Below are 21,485 nucleotides of genomic sequence, written 5' to 3' on the forward strand. Positions count from 1 at the left end.
GCCTCTTCTTAATTACTTACTTCTTTGCAACGTTACCGGTGTGCGACAGGCCCAGGTCAGCCAAGGTCTTGTCGACGACTTTGGCCGGCAGCGGGATGTAGCCATCCTTCACCACCACCTGCTGGCCCGCTTGCGACAGCACCAGCTTGACGAACTCGGCTTCCAGCGGGGCCAGAGGCTTGTTCGGCGCCTTGTTGACGTAGACGTACAGGAAGCGCGACAGCGGGTAGGTGCCATTCAGGGCGTTGGCTTCGTTGTCTTCAACAAACTCGCCGCCTTCTTTCTTGGCCAGGGGTACGGTCTTGACGCTGGCGGTCTTGTAACCAATACCCGAGTAGCCGATGCCGTTCAGCGAGGAGCTGATCGACTGCACGACCGAAGCCGAGCCAGGCTGTTCGTTGACGTTAGGCTTGAAGTCGCCTTTGCACAGGGCTTCTTCCTTGAAGTAGCCGTAGGTGCCCGATACCGAGTTGCGGCCGAACAGCTGGATTGGCTTGTTGGCCAGGTCGCCGGTCACACCGACGTCGCCCCAGGTCTTGATGTCGGCCTTGCCACCGCACAGGCGAGTGGAGGAGAAGATGGCGTCGACCTGAGCCATGGTCAGGCCCTTGATTGGGTTGTCCTTGTGCACGAACACGGCCAGGGCGTCGACGGCGACCGGGATGGCGGTCGGCTTGTAGCCGTACTTCTGCTCGAAGGCTTGCAGCTCGACGTCCTTCATCTTGCGGCTCATCGGGCCGAGGTTGGCGGTGCCTTCGGTCAGCGCGGGTGGCGCGGTAGAGGAGCCGGCAGCCTGGATCTGGATGTTTACGTTCGGATATTCCTTCTTGTAGGCCTCGGCCCACAGAGTCATGAGGTTCGCGAGGGTGTCGGAACCAACGCTGGAGAGGTTGCCCGAAACACCAGTGGTCTTGGTGTAGGTCGGGATCGCAGGATCGACAGCGGCTACCGCGTTGGCGGTTGCAACGCCAGCGGCGGCAAAGGTAAGGGCCGCCATCAAACGCTTCAGTTTCATGCCTTGCTCCTAGCAGGAATATTGGGGTGTTGGATGGAACGGGCCCAAGTATCGGCAGGCCGCATGAATACGATATGACTTCATTGTGACAATTGGATGAAAGGCCATCACTGGAAGCAGGTCTGGCCTCTTCGCGGCTAAAGCCGCTCCTACAGGTTTGGTGTCGGCCTTGAGGCTTGTGCAAAACCCTGTAGGAGCGGCTTTAGCCGCGAAGAGGCCAGTAGCCGTAGCGCAGATCAGCGCTTGTTGGCGAGCAGGTACAGGCCCACGGCCAGACCAACGGCGCACAGGCCTGCCACGTAGTAGGCAGGCGCCATCGGGCTCACCTTCAGCAGTGCGGTCACCACCATCGGCGTCAGCCCGCCAAAGATGGCGTAGGCCACGTTGTACGAGAACGACAACCCGCTGAAACGCACCACCGCCGGGAACGCCTTGACCATGACATAAGGCACTGCGCCAATCACGCCCACGCACAGGCCGGTCACGGCATACAGCGGGAACAGCAACTCGGGACGGGTCGGCAGGCTGTGGTAGAAGACCCAGGAGCTGGCCAGCAAAAGCAGGCTGCCGATCACGAACACCCGGCCCGCACCATAGCGGTCGGCCAGGCTGCCGGCACCAATACAACCGAAGCTGAGCAACACGATGGCCAGGCTGTTGGCCTTGAGCGAGTCGGTCGGGCTGATGTGGTAGATGCTCTGCAGCAGCGCCGGGGTCATCAGGATGACCACTACAATGCCGGCCGAAAGCATCCAGGTCAGCAGCATCGACAGGATGATCGGACCACGGTGGTCACGCAGCACGGCGCGCAGTGGCAACTCCTCGGCCAGTGCCTTGCGTTGCTGCATTTCGGCGAACACCGGGGTTTCGTGCAGCCAGCGGCGCAGGTACACCGAGAACAGGCCGAACACACCGCCAAGCAGGAACGGGATTCGCCAGGCGTAGTCAGCCACTTCTTCCGCGCTGTACACGCTGTTGATCAAGGTCGCTACCAGCGAGCCCAGCAGAATGCCGGCGGTCAGGCCGGCGGTCAGGGTGCCGCAGGCATAGCCGGTGTTGCGAGCCGGCACGTGTTCAGAGACGAACACCCATGCGCCCGGTACTTCGCCGCCGATTGCCGCGCCTTGGATCACGCGCATCAGCAACAGCAGGATCGGGGCCCACATGCCGATCTGCGCATACGTCGGCAGCAGGCCCATGATCAGGGTCGGCAGGGCCATCATGAAGATGCTCAGGGTGAACATCTTCTTTCGCCCGAGCAAGTCGCCGAAGTGGGCCATGATGATGCCGCCCAGCGGCCGCGCCAGGTAGCCGGCGGCGAAGATGCCGAACGTTTGCATCAGCCGCAGCCACTCGGGCATGTCGGCCGGGAAGAACAACTTGCCCACCACCGTGGCGAAGAACACGAAGATGATGAAATCGTAGAACTCCAGCGCACCGCCCAGGGCGGACAGTGAGAGGGTCTTGTAGTCGCTGCGGGTCAGCGGCCGCGAGGGCTGCTCGATACTGCTGGGCACGGAAGTCATCGCTCGTTGTTCTCTTTGTAGGGCATGCAGGCCGCTTGGCGCGCGGCTTCTGGATTGGAGACAGGCGAAGATAGCAAATTGCCGAGCTACGCCGAAAGCGATACAAAATCCACACAGATATTCGTGAATGCGCGGTCGTCGCTGGCCGTTATGCCCTATATACTGGCAATTCGTAGGATTATGTTGCTCCTAACGTGGGATGTTGTGCGAAAACGCCGGTCACTATTGTCAGGCGGTTTCGCAGAGTTTCCCTACGGCCGCCCAGTGAAACGACATCGGCGTAGTATGTTTCAAGCTGAATCGTTTACCCGGCCTTTGCGCCACACCAACGAAAAGCGTCACGGGTCAGAGGCCCCATCGCATGATTGAGCTCGAACAAGAAGATCCAATCCCGCAAGGCGACCTGGCCTTGCAAATCACCGCATTGCCGCGAGAAACCAACGGGTTTGGCGATATTTTCGGCGGTTGGCTGGTTGCGCAGATGGACCTGGCAGGCACGGCCATGGCCAGCCGTGTCGCCGGCGGCCGCGTAGCCACCGTCGCCATCGACCGTATGGCCTTCCTGGTGCCCGTCGCGGTCGGCGCACAGCTGTCTTTCTATACCCAGACCCTGGAAATCGGCCGCAGCTCGATCCAGATGATGGTCGAGGTGTGGAGCGACGACCCGCTGTCCAGCGAATGGCGCAAGGTCACCGAAGCGGTATTCGTCTTCGTCGCCATTGACGGCAGTGGTCGTACCCGCTCGGTGCCTCGTCGCTGAGCCACGCTGGCGGTAAACTCATTGCATCTGCCCGGGTCCAAGGCCCACTGGCAATCAATGAGAAGAACGCAATGGCTACCTTTCAGGTCGTAACCGAGCAACATGGCGAACTCAACTGCTGGCGTATCAGCAGTGACCGTGCCGAACTCCTGATCGCCCAGCAGGGCGCACAGGTCCTCAGCTACCAGCAGGTAGGCGAACCGCCGCTGCTGTGGCTGAGCGACCAGGCCATCTTCCGCCAGGGCAAGTCGGTACGCGCCGGGGTACCGGTGTGCTGGCCATGGTTTGGCAACCTGCAGCGCAACCCTCAGGCCGTCCAGGCCATGTACCAGGGAACACCGGCGCCTGCCCACGGGCTTGCGCGCACGCGTGACTGGCAATTGCTGGGTATCGAGGAAGTGGGCGAAACCCTGCGGATCGAGTTCGAACTGCCTGAAGCGCAGGGCGACCTGCCCGGTTGGCCCCATGATGTCGAGCTGAAACTGGTGGTGGAGATGGGCGCAGAGCTGAAACTGAGCCTGACCAGCCGCAACATGGGCAATACCCCCGTGACCATCAGCCAGGCCCTGCATAGCTACTTCGCGGTCAGCGATGTGCGCCAGGCACGGGTCGAGGGCGTCGACGGGCTGGGTTATATCGAAACCCTGGCGGGCTGGGAACAGCGCCAGCAGCAGGGGGCACTGACGTTTGCCGGGGAGACGGACCGGATCTACCTGAACACCCCGCAGACCCTCAGCATCGTCGACCCGCATTGGAATCGGCGGATTACCTTGACCAGCAGCGGCTCGCGCTCGGCGGTGATCTGGAACCCGTGGACCGAGCGGGCCAAGGAGCTGGCGGACATGGCTGACGATGGATGGCAGCGAATGCTGTGCATCGAGACAGCGAATGTGTGGGATGACCTGGTGGAGTTGAAGCCTGGGGCGAGTCATTCGCTGGGCGTCCAGATCGGTTGTGAAAATATCTGAGCCCTGCTCCTTTATTACCGGCCTCTTCGCGGGCTTGCCCGCTCCCACAGGTTCTCCACAAGCCTCGAAATTGTGGGTTACCTGTGGGAGCGGGCAAGCCCGCGAAGAGGCCGGGGCAATTATCAAAGGTCTGCGTCTTCCACCACCCTCACCTTGTTTGCATCCAGCGCATAGGCCGCATCGGCCAGGTCATTGCTGACCTTCTCCACCTTCAGCTTGCCGCTGACCCACAGCGGTGTGTAGATGTCATCGATCTTCAGGCCTTTCGGGTAGCGCACAAGCACCAGCTGGTTCGGCGGCGGTGGCGGCACATGGATGCACGCACCCGGGTACGGCACCAGGAAGAACAACGTGCTGTTGCCCTTGGCGTCACTCTCCAGCGGCACAGGGTAGCCACCCAGGCGGATGTCCTTGCCATTCATGGCCGCAACGGTCTTGGTCGAGTACATCACCGCAGGCAGGCCCTTGCTCTGCTTGAGGCCACCCTTGGCGGTAAAGGTGCCCATGGCTTCCGGCGAGTTGTGGTCGATTTCAGGCATTTGTTCCAGCGCCTTCTGGTCCGACTTGGGCATCAGCTCCAGCCAGTCGGTTTCGGGCAGTTCGGCATGGGCCAGGGTACTGGCCAACAGCAAGGGGACGAGGAAAAAGGCACGCATGAAAATGCTCGGCAACTCGAATGAATTGCCGAGCATTCTAACCAGTAATCAGCGTTTCTTGATGAATCCGTAGATCACCAGCAGCACCACGGCACCGACCAGCGCGCCAAGGAAGCCCGCCGCTTGCCCAGCCTGGTATATACCCAGCGCCTGGCCGCCATAGGTAGCCAACAAGGAGCCGGCAATACCCAGCAGGATGGTCATGATCCAGCCCATGCTGTCATCGCCCGGCTTGATGAAGCGGGCCAGCAGGCCGACGATGAGGCCGATGAAGATGGTTCCAATGATACCCATGGCAATCCCTCTGCAGTGAAGTTGGAACAAGCCAAAGCCTAGACGGGCTTCGGCTTGTTGCCACATTCAGAGGGCATGCCGCTTGCAGAAGTTCGATTCGAAGCCCGATCAGTTGCTGATCAGCGCCTCTACTTCGGCAATCTTGCGCTCGAGGGTGGCCATGTCAGGGCAGCGCAGGGTGGCGTGTCCTACCTTGCGGCCAACCTTGAAGGCCTTGCCGTAGTGGTGCAGGTGGCAGTTCCCGATGGCGACAACCTTGTCCACGGCCGGCACTTCACCGATGAAGTTGAGCATCGCGCTCTCGCCCACCTTGGCGGTCGAGCCAAGTGGCAGGCCGGCCACGGCACGCAGATGGTTCTCGAACTGGCTGCACTCGGCGCCTTCGATGGTCCAGTGCCCGGAGTTGTGCACGCGCGGGGCGATTTCGTTGGCCTTCAAGCCACCGTCAACTTCGAAGAACTCGAAGGCCATCACGCCAACGTAATCCAGCTTCTGCAACACGCGGCCGACGTAATCTTCGGCCAGAGCCTGCAGCGGGTGTGCCTGGCTGGCCACCGACAAGCGCAGGATGCCGCTCTCGTGGGTATTGTGCACCAGCGGGTAGAAGCGGGTTTCGCCATCGCGGCCACGCACGGCCACCAGCGACACTTCGCCGGTGAACGGCACGAAGCCTTCCAGCAGGCATGGCACGCTGCCCAGCTCGGCGAAGGTACCCACCACGTCTTCTGGCGTGCGCAGCACCTTCTGGCCCTTGCCGTCGTAACCCAGGGTGCGGGTTTTCAGCACGGCCGGCAGGCCGATGCTGGCTACTGCGGCGTCCAGATCCGCCTGCGAGAGGATGTCGGCGAAGGCCGGGGTGGGGATGCCCAGGTCGCGGAACATGCTCTTTTCGAACAGGCGGTCACGGGCGATGCGCAGCGATTCGGCGCTGGGGTATACCGGCACGAACTGCGAGAGGAAGGCCACGGTCTCGGCCGGGACGCTTTCGAACTCGAAGGTGACCAGGTCGACTTCGTCGGCCAGCTGACGCAGGTGGTCCTGATCGCCATAGTCGGCACGCAGGTGCTCGCCCAGGGGCGCAGCGCAGGCGTCCGGTGCCGGGTCGAGGAAGGCGAAGTTCATGCCCAGCGGGGTACCCGCCAGGGCCAGCATGCGGCCCAGCTGGCCGCCACCGATTACACCGATCTTCATGGGTTGAGCCTCAAGCCTGGCGCGGGTCTGGGTTGTCCAGCACGGTGTCGGTCTGTTCCGTGCGGAACTGCTTCAACGCCGCGTGGTACTGCGGGTACTTGGCGCCCAGAATGCTGGCCGACAACAGGGCAGCGTTGACCGCACCGGCACGGCCGATGGCCAGGGTGGCAACCGGCACACCGGCTGGCATCTGCACGATCGACAGCAGCGAATCGACGCCCGACAGCATCGACGACTGCACCGGCACGCCCAGCACCGGCAGGTGGGTCTTGGCGGCGCACATGCCTGGCAGGTGGGCTGCGCCACCGGCACCGGCGATGATCACCTCGATGCCACGGCCCTCAGCCTCCTCGGCATACTGGAACAGCAGATCCGGGGTGCGGTGGGCGGAAACCACCTTCACTTCGTAGGGAATGCCGAGTTTTTCCAGCATATCGGCGGTGTGGCTAAGGGTGGACCAATCGGACTTGGAGCCCATGATCACGCCAACCAGTGCACTCATCGTCGAGCCTCTCCTGCAAGCGCCTTCTGGCGCGCTAAAAGCAACAAGCCACGCAGGTGGGCCGGCGTGGCTTGTCATACGGATTCTGAATCGACCAGGTCGGCCGAAGGCGCGGGATTGTAACGTATTTAAAGGCTGGCCGCCCACCCCTACAAGCACATGCCGGATCAAAGGGCAAGCTGTCTCGTGGGACAACTTTTTCCTGCTGCCTCGGGGTCGACGAGCGCTGCACGCCTGCATCAAATCACTGAATACCTGAAGGACAATTCAAAGTGACGCTTCACCTTGTACTCCAGACGACTCCAGCTTGCGCCATAGCAAGCGGACGTTAGCCTTACGCACCAGCGCGCAGCGGTACAGGCGGATTTCCAGCGGCACATGCCATTGGCTACCGCCGCAGATCGCCAGTTCACCGCGTTCGAGCTCGCCACGCATGGACAGACGCGGCACCCAAGCGATGCCCATCCCTTCCAGGGCCATGCTCTTGAGGCTGTCGGCCATGGCGGTTTCATAGACGGTGGTATACCGCAGGTTGCGCTGGCGCAGCAGTAGGTTGACCGAGCGACCGAGGAATGCGCCGGCGGTGTAGGCCAACAATGGCACGCTGCCCTCACCTTCGAGGTCGAACAATGGCTTGCCATCGGCATCCACGGCGCACACCGGCAGCATTTCAGTGGTGCCCATGTGCAGCGACGGGAAGATCTCGGCATCCATCTGCAAGGCCGCGTCCGGGTCGTAGAACGCCAGCATCAGGTCGCAGCCGCCTTCGCGCAGTGCATGTACGGCATCTCCGACGTTAGTCGCAACCAGGCGGGTGGCGATGTTCAAACCGTCGTTGCGCAACTGGGCCACCCAACGGGGGAAGAAACCCGACGCCAAGGAGTGTGCCGCAGCTACCTGCACCACTTCGCCCTGCCCGCCTTCCAGGTGATGCAAATGACGGAGAATTTCGCTCAACTGGTCGACAACAGTACGTGCCGTGACGAGAAATAGCTGACCAGCCTCGGTCAGCTCGATGGGGGTGCGAGAGCGGTTCACCAGTTGCAGGCCCAACGCCGCCTCAAGGCTGCGAATGCGCCGGCTGAAGGCCGGTTGGGTCACGAAACGCCGCTCTGCGGCCTGGGAAAAACTGCGGGTAGCGGCCAGAGCACTGAAGTCTTCCAGCCATTTGCTTTCAAGGTTCACGAAGCACATCTCCCGGCGCGCACCAAAATGGAACACGCTCGAATATCAATTGGCGTCACATGAAACACTATGCCGTTTGTGCATAGGTTAGCGTGCAATAGCATTGGCCGCAAAAACACCTTCAGGCCTAGGATTGGCGCCATTCCGGCATGTGCCGGGTCAAAATCGAGATGATATACATCATGTCCTCTGCTGCATCGTTCCGCGTCGAAAAAGACTTGTTGGGTACCCTTGAAGTTCCTGCAGATGCCTACTACGGCATCCAGACCCTGCGCGCTGCCAACAACTTCCACCTCTCCGGTGTTCCGCTGTCGCACTACCCCAAGCTTGTCGTGGCCCTGGCCATGGTCAAGCAGGCCGCTGCCGACGCCAACCGTGAGCTGGGTCACCTGAGCGATGCCAAGCACGCTGCCATTTCCGCAGCCTGCGCCCGCCTGATCAAAGGCGATTTCCACGACCAGTTCGTGGTAGACATGATCCAAGGCGGTGCTGGTACTTCTACCAACATGAACGCCAACGAAGTCATTGCCAACGTTGCGCTGGAGGCCATGGGCCACCAGAAGGGTGAGTACCAGTACCTGCACCCTAACAACGACGTGAACATGGCGCAGTCGACCAACGACGCCTACCCGACCGCAATCCGCCTGGGCCTGCTGCTGGGCCACGACGCGCTGCTGGCCAGCCTTGATAGCCTGATCCAGGCCTTCGCTGCCAAGGGTAAAGAATTCGACCACGTACTGAAGATGGGCCGTACCCAGCTGCAGGACGCCGTACCGATGACCCTGGGCCAGGAATTCCGCGCCTTCGCCACCACCATGACTGAAGACCTGCAGCGCCTGCGCTCGCTGGCTCCGGAACTGCTGACCGAAATCAACCTGGGCGGTACCGCCATCGGTACTGGCATCAACGCCGACCCTGGCTACCAGGCCTTGGCCGTACAGCGCCTGGCCACCATCAGCGGCCACCCGCTGGTACCGGCTGCCGACCTGATCGAAGCCACCTCCGACATGGGCGCCTTCGTGCTGTTCTCCGGCATGCTCAAGCGCACCGCGGTCAAGCTGTCGAAGATCTGCAACGACCTGCGCCTGCTGTCCAGCGGCCCGCGCACCGGCATCAACGAGATCAACCTGCCAGCGCGTCAGCCAGGCAGCTCGATCATGCCAGGCAAGGTCAACCCGGTTATTCCAGAAGCTGTGAACCAAGTGGCCTTCGCCATCATGGGCAACGACCTGGCCCTGACCGTCGCCGCCGAAGGTGGCCAGCTGCAGCTGAACGTGATGGAGCCGCTGATCGCCTACAAGATCTTCGACTCGATCCGCCTGCTGCAACGCGCCATGGATATGCTGCGCGAGCACTGCATCGTCGGCATCACCGCCAACGAACAGCGCTGCCGTGAACTGGTCGAGCACTCGATCGGCCTGGTTACCGCACTGAACCCGTACATCGGCTACGAGAACGCCACCCGTATCGCCCGCGTTGCCCTGGAAAGCGGCCGCGGCGTACTGGAACTGGTGCGCGAAGAGAAGCTGCTGGACGACGCGATGCTCGACGACATCCTGCGTCCGGAAAACATGATCGCTCCACGTCTGGTTCCGCTGAAGGCGTAATCAGGCCGCTGTAAACAGTCTCACCAGGTCGAGGGACTAGACACCTCTCAACCTTTCCAAGGCCCGAGCGCTTGCTTCGGGCCTTTTTTTTGGTTCTTCACGGATTGCCGGGAAAGTCATTCTTGATCTTCATGAAAAAGAATTCGCTGTCCCGGTAACCGTAAGCCATCCGCTTGATCACCTTGATCCGGTTGTTGATGCCTTCCAGCTGGCCCGTATGCATCGGCCATCGCACCCTGCTCAAGATGCCGCGCCAGTATCCCTTCAGGCGTTTAGCAAACTGCTTCAGTGCCGGTATCGCGCTTTCATCAGCCAGACGCAGCCACTGCTTCCAGGCTGATCGCCAACCCCAGGCGGTGGTGGGCGACCACAGCGCTTTTAACTCTGCTTTCATCAGATAAACCGTCATCAGCGATTGGTTAGCCGACAGCAGATCCCTCAGGTGCACCTGTTGATCTTTTCGCTTGAGATTTTCCGGATTACGCAGCAGTAGCCAGCGTGCTTGCTTGATCACCCTGCGCGCGGGTTTGTCATGGCGCAGACGGTTGGCTTCGTCGACCCGTACCCGGTCAATCACCTCGCGCCCATACTTGGCGACTACATGAAACAGGTCGTAGACCACGCGTGCCTGAGGGCAGTGTTGGCGTACCTCCAGGTCAAATGCGGTGTTCATGTCCATCGCCACTGCTTCGATCCGCGCACAGCCTTCTGGCCCCAACTCCTCAAAGAAGGGCCTGACAGCCGCTCTGCTACGTCCTTCGCCAATCCACAGAACCCGGCGGGTATCGGCGTCCAGCACCACGCTGGCGTAGCGATGGCCTTTGAACAGGGCGAACTCGTCCATCACCAGGCGCCTGGGCTGGGCCTTTGGTAGCTTCTCTAGAGCGGCTTGTAGAGCTCGTCGCTCCAGCAAGCGCACACTGTCCCAATGCAAGTCAAACAGCTCAGCGACGTGCAGGGTAGGCAGCCGCTGGCAAGCCTGGATCACGGCCTCGGCCAAGCGCTGGGTCATACGCGAATAGCGATCAAGCCAGCTGACTGACTCCATCCGCTTGCCGCATGCGCGACACCCAACGCGCCGCAGTTCCACATTCAACCGTACCGCATGGCCAAGAATGGGGAGATCACGGATCGAACGCTGGCAGTATTCGTGGATGGCGGTGCTGGGCTGATGGCAGCCGCTGCAGGTGGGGAACCTAGTGGGCTGCGGAATCAGGTCGATCAGCAGATCGTCGCCGTCAGGCCTGATGGCAATGACAGAAAAGCCCTCCCAAAAGGGCAGAAACGTATTAATATCGTGCACAAGAACGCCGGTTTGTTGATGTGTTTGCTCGCACGAACATCATCCATCAAACCGGCGTTCTTGTTTCTGTCTTTCCCGGGATTCCGTGAAGAACCTTTTTTTTGCCTGAAGGTTTTAGAGGGCGCTTTGCAGGCCTTTGCGACACCCGGCGCGCCGGCAGGGTATGTGGTTTGCCTGCAGCCTCGGATATCGGCACACAACTTGCTCCATAATGCATCCCAGTCCAACGGGATTACCCAGCATGCTGCACAGCCACCTGACCACCCTCAACGCAGTTTCGCTGATCCTCAACGTCTTCCAGGCAGACGGTTGCGAGGCGTCGGCGTTGCTGGCCGGCAGCGGCATTGGCCCGGCAGACCTGGGGCATGCCGATGCGCGCATCACCACCCAGCAGGAGCTGCAGGTTTGCGCCAATGCTGTGGCCCGGCGCGAGGACATTGGCCTGGAACTGGGCCAGCGCATGCGCGTGTCGTGCTACGGCATGCTCGGTTACGCGCTGCTCTCCAGTGCCACTTTGGGTGACGCCCTACGCCTGGCGCTGCAGTATCCGGCACTGCTGGGAACAGTCTTCAAGCTGCGCTTGCTCGACGACGGCCAACGTGTCTGGTTCAGCGCCAGCGATTACCAGGACAGCCCGGCGCTGAGCGCTTTCAACGCCGAGTTCTGCCTGGTGTCGCTGAAAGTCATCTGTGACGACCTGCTTGGCCGGCCGTTGCCGCTGCTTGGCGCACGCTTCGAACACCCTCGCCCTGGTTACCACGCCCTCTATGCCGAAGCGTTTCAATGCCCGATCGGTTTCGCCGCCGAGGACAATGCCTTTGCCTTCGAACGGCGATGGCTGGATATGCCGCTGCCGCTGGCCGACCCGATTACTCACAAAGCCATGAGCGAGCGCTGCCGGCGCCTGAACCTTGAATTCACCGGTCGCCAGGCATGGCTGGGACGGATTCGCCAGCTGCTGGCGCAGCAACTGGACGCAGCGCCCGGGCTGGAAGGGCTTGCGCGGCAGATGAACTGCTCTTCGCGCACCCTGCGCCGGCATTTGCAGGCGCTGGGCAGCAGTTATCAACAGCTGCTGGACGAGCTGAGGTTCGAGCGGGCCAAGCAGTTGCTGGCCGATGAACAAATGCCGATCTACCGGATTGCGGAGACTTTGGGGTTCAGTGAGACAGCCAGTTTTCGGCATGCCTTCCAGCGCTGGAGTGGCGTGGCGCCCAGCCATTTTCGTGGTTGACCTGCTCTGGCCTCTTCGCGGGTAAAACCGCTCCTACAGGGGCGTCACAACCCCTGACGCCCTGGTGGCCATTGTAGGAGCGGGTTCACCCGCGAAAGGGCCGGGCCTGCCTGCCAATGCCCAAAGGCCGTTCACGGTTGCCGCCGCTGCCTTACCCGCGAAAAGGCCGGATAGGTCACCACCCATCCGGCCAAAGACCTTGGCCATATCGATCCCCTTTTGGCCGTTTGCGTCGTTCTCCCCTGCTGATCAGCCCATGACAATGGACCCACGCCAGTCCCACCGGAGAACAACAATGCTGACGATCTATTCCGATGACCACCGCCTGCACCACGGCCGCTGCGAGCTGATCGATGGCAAGCTGATGCCCTGTTTCGAAATGCCTTCGCGCGCCGACCATGTGCTCGACCAGGTGAAAAAACGCAACCTCGGCGACATCCAGGGCCCGACCGACTTCGGCCGTGCGCCGTTGCTGCGCATCCACAGCGCCGATTACCTGGATTTCTTCGAAGGCGCCTGGGCCCGCTGGGCTGCACAGGGCCACGAGGGTGACCTGCTGCCCTTCACCTGGCCGGCCCGCACACTGCGCCAGGTCAAGCCGACCGGCCTGCATGGCGAACTGGGTTACTACAGTTTCGATGCCGGCGCCCCCATCACCGCGGGTACCTGGCAGGCGGCCTACAGTGCTGCGCAAGTTGCCCTGACCGCCCAGGCAGCGATTCAGCAAGGCGCCCATGCCGCGTTCGCCCTGTGCCGTCCGCCAGGGCACCACGCTGCCGGCGAAGTGATGGGCGGCTACTGCTATCTGAATAATGCCGCCATCGCCGCCCAGGCCTTCCTCGACCAAGGCCGACGCAAGGTCGCCATCCTTGACGTCGACTACCACCACGGCAACGGTACGCAGGACATCTTCTACAACCGCGACGACGTGTTCTTCGCCTCGATCCACGGCGACCCGCAGGACGAATTCCCGTTCTTCCTCGGCTATGCCGATGAAACCGGCGAAGGCGCAGGCCAGGGCTACAACATCAACTACCCCTTGCCCGCCGGTAGCGACTGGGCCGCCTGGAGCGCAGCCCTGGAGGATGCCTGCAAGCGCATCGCCAGCTATGACGCCGACGTGCTGGTCATCTCCCTGGGTGTGGACACCTTCAAGGATGACCCCATCTCGCAGTTCAAGCTGGACAGCCCGGACTACCTGGAAATGGGCAAGCGCATCGGCCAACTCGGCAAGCCGACCCTGTTCGTGATGGAAGGCGGCTACGCTGTGGAAGAAATCGGCATCAACGCGGTCAATGTGCTGGAAGGCTTCCAGCGCGCCCAGTCAGGAGCCCGATAATGGTCCGACTCAAACGTCTGCTCGCCCCGTTCATCGCTGCCACCCTGTTCGCAGGCGCCCTGCATGCGCAAGCCGAGCAGCGCACCCTGCGTGTATATAACTGGTTCGATTACATCACCCCGCAGACCTTGACTGCCTTCCAGAAGGACAGCGGCGTGAAGCTGGTGTACGACATCTTCGACACCAACGAGGCGCTGGAAGCCAAGCTGCTGACCGGCAACTCCGGCTATGACGTGGTAGTACCGTCCAACGTGTTCCTCGCCAAGCAGATCGAAGCCGGGGTGTTCCAGCCGCTGGATCGCAGCAAGCTGCCGAACTGGCAACACCTTGACCCGGCACTGATGAAGCTGATCGAAGCTAACGACCCGGGCAACAAGTTTGCCGTGCCGTATATGTACGGCACCGTGCTGATCGGCTTCAACCCGGCCAAGGTCAAGGCTGCACTCGGCGACAACGCGCCGGTGGACAGCTGGGACCTGATCTTCAAGGAAGAGAACATCGCCAAGCTCAAGCAGTGCGGCGTGGCCCTGCTCGACTCGCCGTCGGAGATTCTACCGCTGGCCCTGCAGTACCTGGGCTTGCCGCCGAACAGCGACAAACCGGCGGACTACAAGAAGGCCGAGGAACTGATGCTGAAGATTCGTCCGCATATCACCTACTTCCACTCCTCGAAGTACATGGCAGACATCGCCAATGGCGACATCTGTGTGGCAGTGGGCTACAGCGGCAGCTTCTCGCAGGCAGCCAACCGCGCCCGTGAGGCGAACAACGGCGTGGTGGTGGACATGCGCCTGCCCAAGGAGGGCGCACCGATCTGGTTCGACATGCTGGCGATTCCAAAGGGCGCTGCGAACCCGGAGGATGCGCATACGTTCATCAATTACCTGCTGCGGCCAGAGGTGATTGCGCCGATCAGCGACTTCGTGGGGTATCCGAACCCGAACAAGGATGCGACCGACAAGGTGAATCCGACGATTCGCAACAACCCCAACCTGTATCCGACGGCAGAGGCGATGGCCAAGCTGTATACCCTCAAGCCTTTGACGCGAAATGCCGAACGGGCCAGGACCCGCGCCTGGACGCGGATAAAGTCCGGTACCTGATGTTGAACCGGGGGCTGCTTTGCAGCCCCCTTCATTTTCTCCAGACTTTGCGTAATTTCATCAAGGCTTCGGCTATCTCGCCCTCCGGCACCGCCGCGAAGCCCAGCACCAGCCCCGCCCGCTTATCCACAGGCACCTCGCAGTCCGCCAACCAGAAATTGCTCAGTGGCGTCACTTCCACTCCCACCGCCTCAGCCTTGGCCACCAACTCCTGCTCCCGAGAAAAGTTATCCACATTGACCTTCACATGCAGCCCAGCCGCCACTTCCGGCATTGCACCCAACCCCGGAATATCCACAGGCCAACCGACCTTGAGCACATCGCGCCGCTTCAATGCCGCCTTGCGCATACGGCGGATATGCCGCTGAAAATGGCCACGGGCCATGAACTCGGCCATCACGCACTGGCTGCTGACCTCCGAATGCCGCACCGCTATAGCTCTGCCCTGGCTGAAGGCCTGCACCAGTTTCGACGGAAGCACCAGATAGCCTAGACGCAACGCCGGGAAGGCGATCTTGCCGAAGGTGCCGACATACAGCACCCGCCCGTGCCGGTCGAGCGCTGCCAGCGGGGCCAGCGGCGCACCGCTGTAGCGATACTCGCCGTCGTAGTCGTCCTCGATGATCCAGCCGTCACTGCGTTCGGCCCAGGCCAGCAATGCCAGGCGACGTGCAAGGCTCATGGTCACCCCGGTCGGGTATTGGTGTGCAGGCGTGACATAGGTCAGTCGGCAATCGGTCAACTGTTCCAGCCGGCCGCAGTCCAGCCCGTCCTCATCCACAGGCACGCCACACACCCGGCCGCCCGCAAGCGTGAAGGCATGAGCGGCCGCCCGATAGCCTGGGTTTTCCACAGCCACACCGTCGCCCGGCTGCAGCAGCAACTGTGCACAAAGGCTGATGGCCTGCTGCGCACCGCTTGTGATCACAATTTGTTCAGCCGTACAGCTCAGCCCCCGCGAGCGGCGTAGATAGGCCGCTATCAGATCGCGCAAAGCCGGCTCGCCAGCGGGGTCACCATAGCCCAGTTGTGCAGGCGATGGGTTGCGCCAGAAACCCGCCTGTAGCTTGGCCCAGACGTCAAACGGGAACAGGTCGAATGCTGGAATACCAACGCGAAAAGCACGCGGCGCACCGCTTCTGGGCGGTGGCAAATGGTTGTTTTTCAGGCGCTGCAGAGGCGCGCTGAAAAGCCTCCCGCTGGATGAATCCTCAGTATTTTCTTCACGAAATGTGGATAAACCTGTTGATAAGCCCAGGGATAACCCTGTGGATACTTGTGTGGACAGTTTTGGCAGCCGGCTAACGTAGGTGCCATCACCGACCCGGCTTTCGATGAAGCCCTCGGCATACAGTTGATCGTAGGCGCGCACCACGCTGTTGCGTGAAAGCGCCAACATGGCAGCCAGGTCGCGCGTAGCCGGCAGACGAGTACCACTGCTCAGGCGCCCATCCAGTACCCGCGCTCGCAACGCCTGATATAGCTGCTGGCTAAGCCCGCGGCTGCGATCCAGCGCGATCCCGGCAGGGTCAAAAGGCAGGATGAGGGGTGACTCGCGCATGATATTGGACCTATGAAAACAGGCATTAATGGATCTTACCCAGAACCAATAGCCTGCCTAGGATGGAGCCATTCGACAAGGATCCCGCCATGTACAACAGTAAGCCGCATCAGGAACACGACCTCACCCGCTTGCACCAGCACATGCTAGACACCCGCCTGGCCGTTCTGGTCAGCCAGGGCGAACAGGGCCTTCTGGCCACGCACCTGCCGGTGCTGGTCGATACCGCCGAGGGCGATTTTGGCACTGTGTATGCCCACCTGGCCCGGGCCAACCGCCAATGGCAAGACCTGCAGCACGGCGGCGAAGCACTGCTGGTATTCCCCGGCGCCGATGCCTATGTCAGCCCCGGCTATTACCCAAGCAAGGCCGAAAACCCCAAGGTGGTGCCGACCTGGAACTACCTGGCGGTGCACGCTTATGGCCCGGCCGAAGTTATCCATGAGGCCGAGCCGCTACTGGCTATCGTTAGCCGCCTGACAGACCGCCACGAACAGGGTCGCAGCGAACCATGGAAAGTCACCGACGCCCCTGCCGACTACATCGAGGGCATGCTCCGCGCCATCGTCGGTATCCGTCTGCCCATCGCGCGCCTGCAAGGTGCGCGCAAGCTCAGCCAGAACCGCTCCGGGCAAGACATCGCTGGTGTGCGCGAAGGCCTGAGCGCCAGTCCCGATCAACTGGACAATCAACTCGCGGCGCACATGCGCCAACTCTGAAGGAATAGCCCATGCCCAACCTTACCCTGCGCCCTGTCACGGCCCAAGATCACGCAGCCTGGCACGCCCTTTGGCAGGCCTACCTGCACTTCTACGAGACCGAGCTGGCCGATGCCGTCAGCCTGAGCACCTGGCAACGCCTGCTCGACCCCAGCGAGCCAACCCATTCGGCACTGGCCTGGGTCGACGGCAAGGCGGTGGGGATGGTCAACTTCATCTACCATCGTTCCAACTGGAGTATCGAGAATTCCTGCTACCTGCAGGACCTGTATGTGGACAGCACGCAACGTGGCCTGGGCATTGGTCGACAGTTGATCGAGCACGTCTACACCACTGCCAAGGCCGACAACTGCATCAAGGTGCACTGGCTGACCCACGAAACCAACGCCACCGCCATCAGCCTGTACCAGCAGGTTGCCGAGCGCTCGGGCTTCATCCAATTCCGCAAAGGCTTGTAGGCCGCACATGACAGACGCATTGAACTGGAAACCCGCCGCCCCCCCCCAGGCCGAGCCCATTGAAGGCCGCTTCATCCGCCTGGAGAAGCTCGATCCAGGGCGCCATGGCGAAGACCTCTGGGAGGCACTGCAGGGGCCGGCCTCCGATCCGGTGCTGTGGGACTACCTGCCCTACGGCCCGTTCGCCGAACGCGTCGCCTTCGACCGCTGGCTGGAAGGCAACGCTGCTGGCCGCGACCCGCTTTTCTACACCGTCATCGACCGCGCCAGTGGCCAGGCCCAAGGCATCCTCAGCCTGATGTCGATCGTCCCTGAACACGGCCGGATCGAGATCGGCCACATTGCCTTCGGTGCCGCCATGCAGCGTACGCCCAAGGGTACCGAGGCGGTGTATCTGCTGGGCAAGCTGGGCTTCGCGCTGGGTAATCGACGGCTGGAGTGGAAGTGCAATAACGCCAATGCCCGCTCCAAACGTGCGGCAGAGCGATTCGGCTTCGTCTACGAAGGGGTGTTCCGCAAGCACCTGGTGGTGAAGGACCATAACCGCGATACGGCGTGGTATTCGATTACCGATGATGAATGGCCGGCGGTGGCTGCCGGGTTTGAGCGGTGGTTGAGTGAAGAGAACCAGCAGCCGGGTGGCCAGGTGGAAAGCCTTGAGATGTGCCGCAAAGGTTGAGCGGTGTGCTGAATCAGCTCTCCCACAAGGGATGCGCGTTGTGAGGTGCGGGTGAGTCCGGCACAAAAAAAGGGGAGCATCCGCTCCCCAGAGGTTAACCACTTGTAGATGAGGGCTTAAATCAGCCCTCGATCTCGATCAGGATCTCACCCGGCGTCACGCGATCACCCTTGGCCACATGGATGGCCACGACCTTACCGGCGATGGCCGCCTGCACTTCGGTTTCCATCTTCATGGCTTCGGTGATCAGGACCGCCTGGCCGGCCTTGACCATGTCACCTTCCTTGACCAACACATCAACGATGTTCCCTGGCATGGTGGTGCTCACGTGGCCAGGGTCGGTCGCTTGCTTGCGCTTGCTGCCGCCACCGCTGACGAACTCGTTGAGTGGCTCGAATACCACTTCCTCCGGCATGCCATCGATCGACAGATAGAAGTGACGCTTGCCTTCGGCCTTAACCCCCACACCGGTGATGTCGACGCGGTAGGTTTCGCCGTGTACGTCAATGACGAACTCGGTCGGCACGCCTTCACCGCCTGGGGCAGCCACGGCACCGGCTTCCGGAATCGGCAGCAGAACTTCAGGCGTCAAGGTGCCAGCTTCGCGTTCTTCGAGGAACTTGCGGCCAATGTCCGGGAACATGGCGTAGGTCAGCACGTCTTCTTCGCAACGGGCCAGGGCACCGATGTCGCTACGCAACTTGGCCATTTCCGGCTTCAGCAGGTCAGCCGGGCGCACATCGATCACTTCTTCACTGCCGATAGCCTGGCGACGCAGTTGCTCGTTGACCACACCTGGGGCCTTGCCATAACCACCTTGCAGGTACAGCTTCACCTCATTGGTGATGGTTTTGTAGCGCTCACCCGCCAGCACGTTGAAGAACGCCTGGGTGCCGACGATCTGCGAGGTCGGGGTGACCAGCGGCGGGAAGCCGAGGTCTTCACGCACACGCGGGATTTCGGCCAGCACTTCGTTCATGCGGTTGAGAGCGCCCTGCTCCTTGAGCTGGTTGGCCAGGTTGGAAATCATGCCGCCCGGTACCTGGTTGACCTGCACCCGGGTGTCTACCGCGGTGAACTCGCTTTCGAACTGGTGGTACTTCTTGCGCACGGCGTAGAAGTACAAGCCGATCTCTTGCAGAAGCTCCAGGTCCAGGCCGGTGTCGAACTCGCTGCCCTTGAGTGCAGCAACCATCGACTCGGTACCCGGATGGCTGGTGCCCCAGGCGAAGCTGGAGATGGCGGTGTCGATGTGGTCCGCGCCATTTTCCACGGCCTTGAGCTGGCACATGGCTGCCAGGCCGGCGGTATCGTGGGAGTGAATGAACACCGGCAGCGACTGTTCTGCCTTCAGCGCCTTGACCAGCTCGCCAGTGGCGAATGGGGTCAGCAGGCCGGCCATGTCCTTGATCGCCACCGAGTCGCAACCCATGGCTTCCATCTGCTTGGCCTGGTTCACGAAGGCTTCGATGGTGTGTACCGGGCTGGTGGTGTAAGCGATGGTGCCCTGGGCGTGCTTGCCGGCGGCCTTGACCGCTTCGATGGCCACGCGCAGGTTACGCACGTCGTTCATGGCGTCGAAAATGCGGAACACATCGATGCCGTTGACCGCCGCCTTGGCGACGAAGGCCTTGACCACGTCGTCGCTGTAGTGACGGTAGCCCAACAGGTTCTGGCCGCGCAGCAGCATTTGCAGGCGGGTGTTTGGCAGCGCTGCGCGCAGCTTGCGCAGGCGCTCCCACGGGTCTTCCTTGAGGAAGCGCACGCAGGCGTCGAAGGTTGCACCACCCCAGACTTCCAGCGACCAGTAGCCAACCTTGTCGAGCTTGTCGCAGATCGGCAGCATGTCTTCGGTACGCATGCGGGTAGCCAGCAGGGACTGGTGAGCGTCGCGCAGGATCGTGTCGGTTACGTGAATTTTCTTGGACATTATAGGGTTCCTCACAGGCCTGCGTGGGCGGCGATGGCGGCGGCGATGGCCAGGGCCAGCTCTTCGGGTTTGCGCTTGATCGAGTAGTTGGTCAATTCAGGGTGGCTTTCGACAAAGCTGGTATTGAACTGGCCGCTACGGAATTCCGGATTGCGCAGGATTTCCTGGTAGTACGCGGCGGTGGTCTTCACCCCTTGCACGCGCATGTCGTCCAGGGCCCGCAGGCCGCGGTCCATGGCTTCTTCCCAGGTCAACGCCCACACCACCAGTTTCAGGCACATGGAGTCGTAGAACGGTGGAATGGTATAGCCGGTGTAGATCGCCGTGTCGGTGCGCACGCCCGGGCCGCCGGGGGCGTAGTAACGGGTGATCTTGCCGAAGCTGGGCAGGAAGTTGTTTTTCGGGTCTTCAGCATTGATACGGAACTGCAGGGCGTAGCCGCGGTGCTGAATGTCTTCCTGCTTGACCGACAGTGGCAGCCCCGAGGCGATGCGGATCTGCTCACGAACGATGTCGATACCGGTGATTTCCTCGGTAATGGTGTGTTCCACCTGCACCCGGGTGTTCATTTCCATGAAGTACACTTCGCCATCGGCGAGCAGGAACTCCACGGTACCGGCGTTCTCGTAATTCACCGCTTTGGCCGCACGCACCGCCAGGTCGCCGATGTAGGCGCGCTGCTCAGGAGTGAGCTGTGGGCTCGGGGCAATTTCGATGAGCTTCTGGTTACGGCGCTGGATAGAGCAGTCGCGCTCGAACAGGTGCACTACGTTACCGAAGCTGTCACCGAGAATTTGCGCCTCGATGTGCTTAGGGTTGACGATGCATTTCTCCAGGAACACTTCGGCCGAACCGAATGCCTTGGTCGCCTCGGAAATGACCCGTGGGAAGTTCTGTTCCAGTTCTTCGCGGCTATTGCAACGACGAATACCACGGCCGCCACCACCGGAGGTGGCCTTGAGCATCACCGGATAACCGATGCGATCACCTTCGCTCAGGGCTTCATGAATATCGGCAACGTTGCCTTCGGTGCCCGGGGTTACCGGCACACCGGCGGCGATCATGGTGCGGCGCGCTTCGGTCTTGTCGCCCATACGGCGAATCACGTCGGCGGCCGGGCCGATGAACTTGATCCCGCGCTCGGCGCAAATTTCTGCCAGTTCAGCGTTTTCCGAAAGGAAACCGTAGCCTGGGTGCAGGGCATCACAGCCGGTTTCCACAGCCAGGTTCACCAGCTTGCGCGGGTTCAGGTAACCGGCCAGCGGCTCGGCACCGATGCTGTGTGCTTCGTCAGCGCGCTTGACGTGCAAGGCATGCCGGTCGGCGTCGGAAAAGATCGCTACCGAGCGAATGCCCATCTCGGCGCAAGCACGCACGATCCGAACTGCGATTTCACCTCGGTTGGCGATCAGGATTTTTTTTATCACTGGAGTCTTCCCAAAGCCGTAGGAACAG

The 21,485-nt window shown here is 61.5% G+C and carries 20 protein-coding genes; 9 read left to right on the forward strand and 11 right to left on the reverse strand.

Annotation, left to right across the window (positions count from 1 at the left end):
- Nucleotides 1-16: 16 nt before the first annotated feature.
- The gene (locus ACI7M0_RS26355; RefSeq protein ID WP_010955820.1) at nucleotides 17-1,015 is read right to left on the reverse strand and encodes a phosphate ABC transporter substrate-binding protein PstS; all 999 of its coding nucleotides are present in this window, start codon (nucleotides 1,013-1,015) and stop codon (nucleotides 17-19) included.
- Nucleotides 1,016-1,251: 236 nt separating this feature from the next.
- Nucleotides 1,252-2,541 carry an MFS transporter gene (locus tag ACI7M0_RS26360; protein WP_014592874.1) on the reverse strand — a complete coding sequence of 430 codons (1,290 nt, stop codon included), beginning with the start codon at nucleotides 2,539-2,541 and terminating at the stop codon, nucleotides 1,252-1,254.
- Between the two features lie 361 nt (nucleotides 2,542-2,902).
- Between ACI7M0_RS26360 and ACI7M0_RS26365 the strand changes: the two genes are divergently transcribed.
- Nucleotides 2,903-3,301, forward strand: a complete 399-nt coding sequence (locus ACI7M0_RS26365; protein ID WP_003253317.1) for an acyl-CoA thioesterase — start codon at nucleotides 2,903-2,905, stop codon at nucleotides 3,299-3,301.
- A 71-nt stretch (nucleotides 3,302-3,372) separates the two neighbouring features.
- Nucleotides 3,373-4,269: a D-hexose-6-phosphate mutarotase gene (locus ACI7M0_RS26370; RefSeq protein ID WP_010955822.1), complete on the forward strand. Its 897-nt coding sequence runs from the start codon at nucleotides 3,373-3,375 to the stop codon at nucleotides 4,267-4,269.
- 122 nt (nucleotides 4,270-4,391) lie between these two features.
- On the opposite strand, the gene ACI7M0_RS26375 is transcribed toward ACI7M0_RS26370, so the two are convergent.
- The 5 genes from ACI7M0_RS26375 to ACI7M0_RS26395 all read right to left on the reverse strand — a co-directional run bounded on the left by ACI7M0_RS26375 (nucleotide 4,392) and on the right by ACI7M0_RS26395 (nucleotide 8,097).
- Nucleotides 4,392-4,925 carry a DUF3299 domain-containing protein gene (locus ACI7M0_RS26375; protein ID WP_162497233.1) on the reverse strand — a complete coding sequence of 178 codons (534 nt, stop codon included), beginning with the start codon at nucleotides 4,923-4,925 and terminating at the stop codon, nucleotides 4,392-4,394.
- 48 nt (nucleotides 4,926-4,973) lie between these two features.
- Nucleotides 4,974-5,219 carry a GlsB/YeaQ/YmgE family stress response membrane protein gene (locus ACI7M0_RS26380; protein WP_003253308.1) on the reverse strand — a complete coding sequence of 82 codons (246 nt, stop codon included), beginning with the start codon at nucleotides 5,217-5,219 and terminating at the stop codon, nucleotides 4,974-4,976.
- Between the two features lie 108 nt (nucleotides 5,220-5,327).
- On the reverse strand, nucleotides 5,328-6,410 hold the full coding sequence (locus ACI7M0_RS26385; protein WP_129933584.1) for a 5-(carboxyamino)imidazole ribonucleotide synthase: 1,083 nt from the start codon (nucleotides 6,408-6,410) through the stop codon (nucleotides 5,328-5,330).
- A gap of 10 nt (nucleotides 6,411-6,420) precedes the next feature.
- Nucleotides 6,421-6,912, reverse strand: a complete 492-nt coding sequence (gene purE / locus ACI7M0_RS26390) for a 5-(carboxyamino)imidazole ribonucleotide mutase (RefSeq protein ID WP_003253304.1) — start codon at nucleotides 6,910-6,912, stop codon at nucleotides 6,421-6,423.
- 267 nt (nucleotides 6,913-7,179) lie between these two features.
- A complete protein-coding gene (locus ACI7M0_RS26395) occupies nucleotides 7,180-8,097 on the reverse strand; it encodes a LysR substrate-binding domain-containing protein (RefSeq protein WP_165366992.1) in 918 nt (305 codons plus the stop codon).
- A 182-nt stretch (nucleotides 8,098-8,279) separates the two neighbouring features.
- Between ACI7M0_RS26395 and aspA the strand changes: the two genes are divergently transcribed.
- Nucleotides 8,280-9,704 carry an aspartate ammonia-lyase gene (gene aspA / locus ACI7M0_RS26400; RefSeq protein ID WP_029380744.1) on the forward strand — a complete coding sequence of 475 codons (1,425 nt, stop codon included), beginning with the start codon at nucleotides 8,280-8,282 and terminating at the stop codon, nucleotides 9,702-9,704.
- A gap of 97 nt (nucleotides 9,705-9,801) precedes the next feature.
- Here the strand turns inward: aspA and ACI7M0_RS26405 are convergent, their stop codons facing one another.
- Complete coding sequence (locus tag ACI7M0_RS26405; protein ID WP_104960601.1) at nucleotides 9,802-11,007, reverse strand: ISL3 family transposase; 1,206 nt, start codon at nucleotides 11,005-11,007, stop codon at nucleotides 9,802-9,804.
- Nucleotides 11,008-11,248: 241 nt separating this feature from the next.
- Between ACI7M0_RS26405 and ACI7M0_RS26410 the strand changes: the two genes are divergently transcribed.
- From ACI7M0_RS26410 to ACI7M0_RS26420, 3 genes are all read left to right on the forward strand, one after another.
- Nucleotides 11,249-12,241, forward strand: coding sequence for an AraC family transcriptional regulator (locus ACI7M0_RS26410; protein WP_003253295.1), 993 nt, complete (start codon nucleotides 11,249-11,251; stop codon nucleotides 12,239-12,241).
- Nucleotides 12,242-12,536: 295 nt separating this feature from the next.
- Complete coding sequence (locus ACI7M0_RS26415; protein ID WP_104962831.1) at nucleotides 12,537-13,580, forward strand: histone deacetylase family protein; 1,044 nt, start codon at nucleotides 12,537-12,539, stop codon at nucleotides 13,578-13,580.
- Nucleotides 13,580-14,683 carry a polyamine ABC transporter substrate-binding protein gene (locus ACI7M0_RS26420; protein WP_010955830.1) on the forward strand — a complete coding sequence of 368 codons (1,104 nt, stop codon included), beginning with the start codon at nucleotides 13,580-13,582 and terminating at the stop codon, nucleotides 14,681-14,683. The genes ACI7M0_RS26415 and ACI7M0_RS26420 overlap by 1 nt, the downstream gene beginning before the upstream one ends.
- Before the next feature lie 31 nt (nucleotides 14,684-14,714).
- Here the strand turns inward: ACI7M0_RS26420 and ACI7M0_RS26425 are convergent, their stop codons facing one another.
- Nucleotides 14,715-16,244: a PLP-dependent aminotransferase family protein gene (locus ACI7M0_RS26425; RefSeq protein ID WP_129933602.1), complete on the reverse strand. Its 1,530-nt coding sequence runs from the start codon at nucleotides 16,242-16,244 to the stop codon at nucleotides 14,715-14,717.
- An 89-nt stretch (nucleotides 16,245-16,333) separates the two neighbouring features.
- Between ACI7M0_RS26425 and ACI7M0_RS26430 the strand changes: the two genes are divergently transcribed.
- From ACI7M0_RS26430 to ACI7M0_RS26440, 3 genes are read left to right on the forward strand one after another with little or no spacing between them, the layout of a single operon-like run.
- Nucleotides 16,334-16,963, forward strand: coding sequence for an FMN-binding negative transcriptional regulator (locus ACI7M0_RS26430; RefSeq protein WP_010955832.1), 630 nt, complete (start codon nucleotides 16,334-16,336; stop codon nucleotides 16,961-16,963).
- Nucleotides 16,964-16,974: 11 nt separating this feature from the next.
- Nucleotides 16,975-17,421: a GNAT family N-acetyltransferase gene (locus ACI7M0_RS26435; RefSeq protein ID WP_003253286.1), complete on the forward strand. Its 447-nt coding sequence runs from the start codon at nucleotides 16,975-16,977 to the stop codon at nucleotides 17,419-17,421.
- 7 nt (nucleotides 17,422-17,428) lie between these two features.
- Nucleotides 17,429-18,100, forward strand: a complete 672-nt coding sequence (locus ACI7M0_RS26440; RefSeq protein ID WP_129933600.1) for a GNAT family N-acetyltransferase — start codon at nucleotides 17,429-17,431, stop codon at nucleotides 18,098-18,100.
- 121 nt (nucleotides 18,101-18,221) lie between these two features.
- On the opposite strand, the gene oadA is transcribed toward ACI7M0_RS26440, so the two are convergent.
- Both oadA and ACI7M0_RS26450 read right to left on the reverse strand, forming a co-directional pair.
- Entirely contained in the window at nucleotides 18,222-20,030 is a 1,809-nt protein-coding gene (gene oadA / locus ACI7M0_RS26445) for a sodium-extruding oxaloacetate decarboxylase subunit alpha (RefSeq protein WP_020191103.1), read from the reverse strand.
- Nucleotides 20,031-20,041: 11 nt separating this feature from the next.
- Nucleotides 20,042-21,457, reverse strand: a complete 1,416-nt coding sequence (locus ACI7M0_RS26450) for an acetyl-CoA carboxylase biotin carboxylase subunit (RefSeq protein ID WP_003253279.1) — start codon at nucleotides 21,455-21,457, stop codon at nucleotides 20,042-20,044.
- Nucleotides 21,458-21,485 lie beyond the last annotated feature (28 nt).

It is taken from the genome of Pseudomonas sp. 10(2024) (assembly GCF_045164175.1).
GTDB lineage: Bacteria > Pseudomonadota > Gammaproteobacteria > Pseudomonadales > Pseudomonadaceae > Aquipseudomonas > Aquipseudomonas alloputida.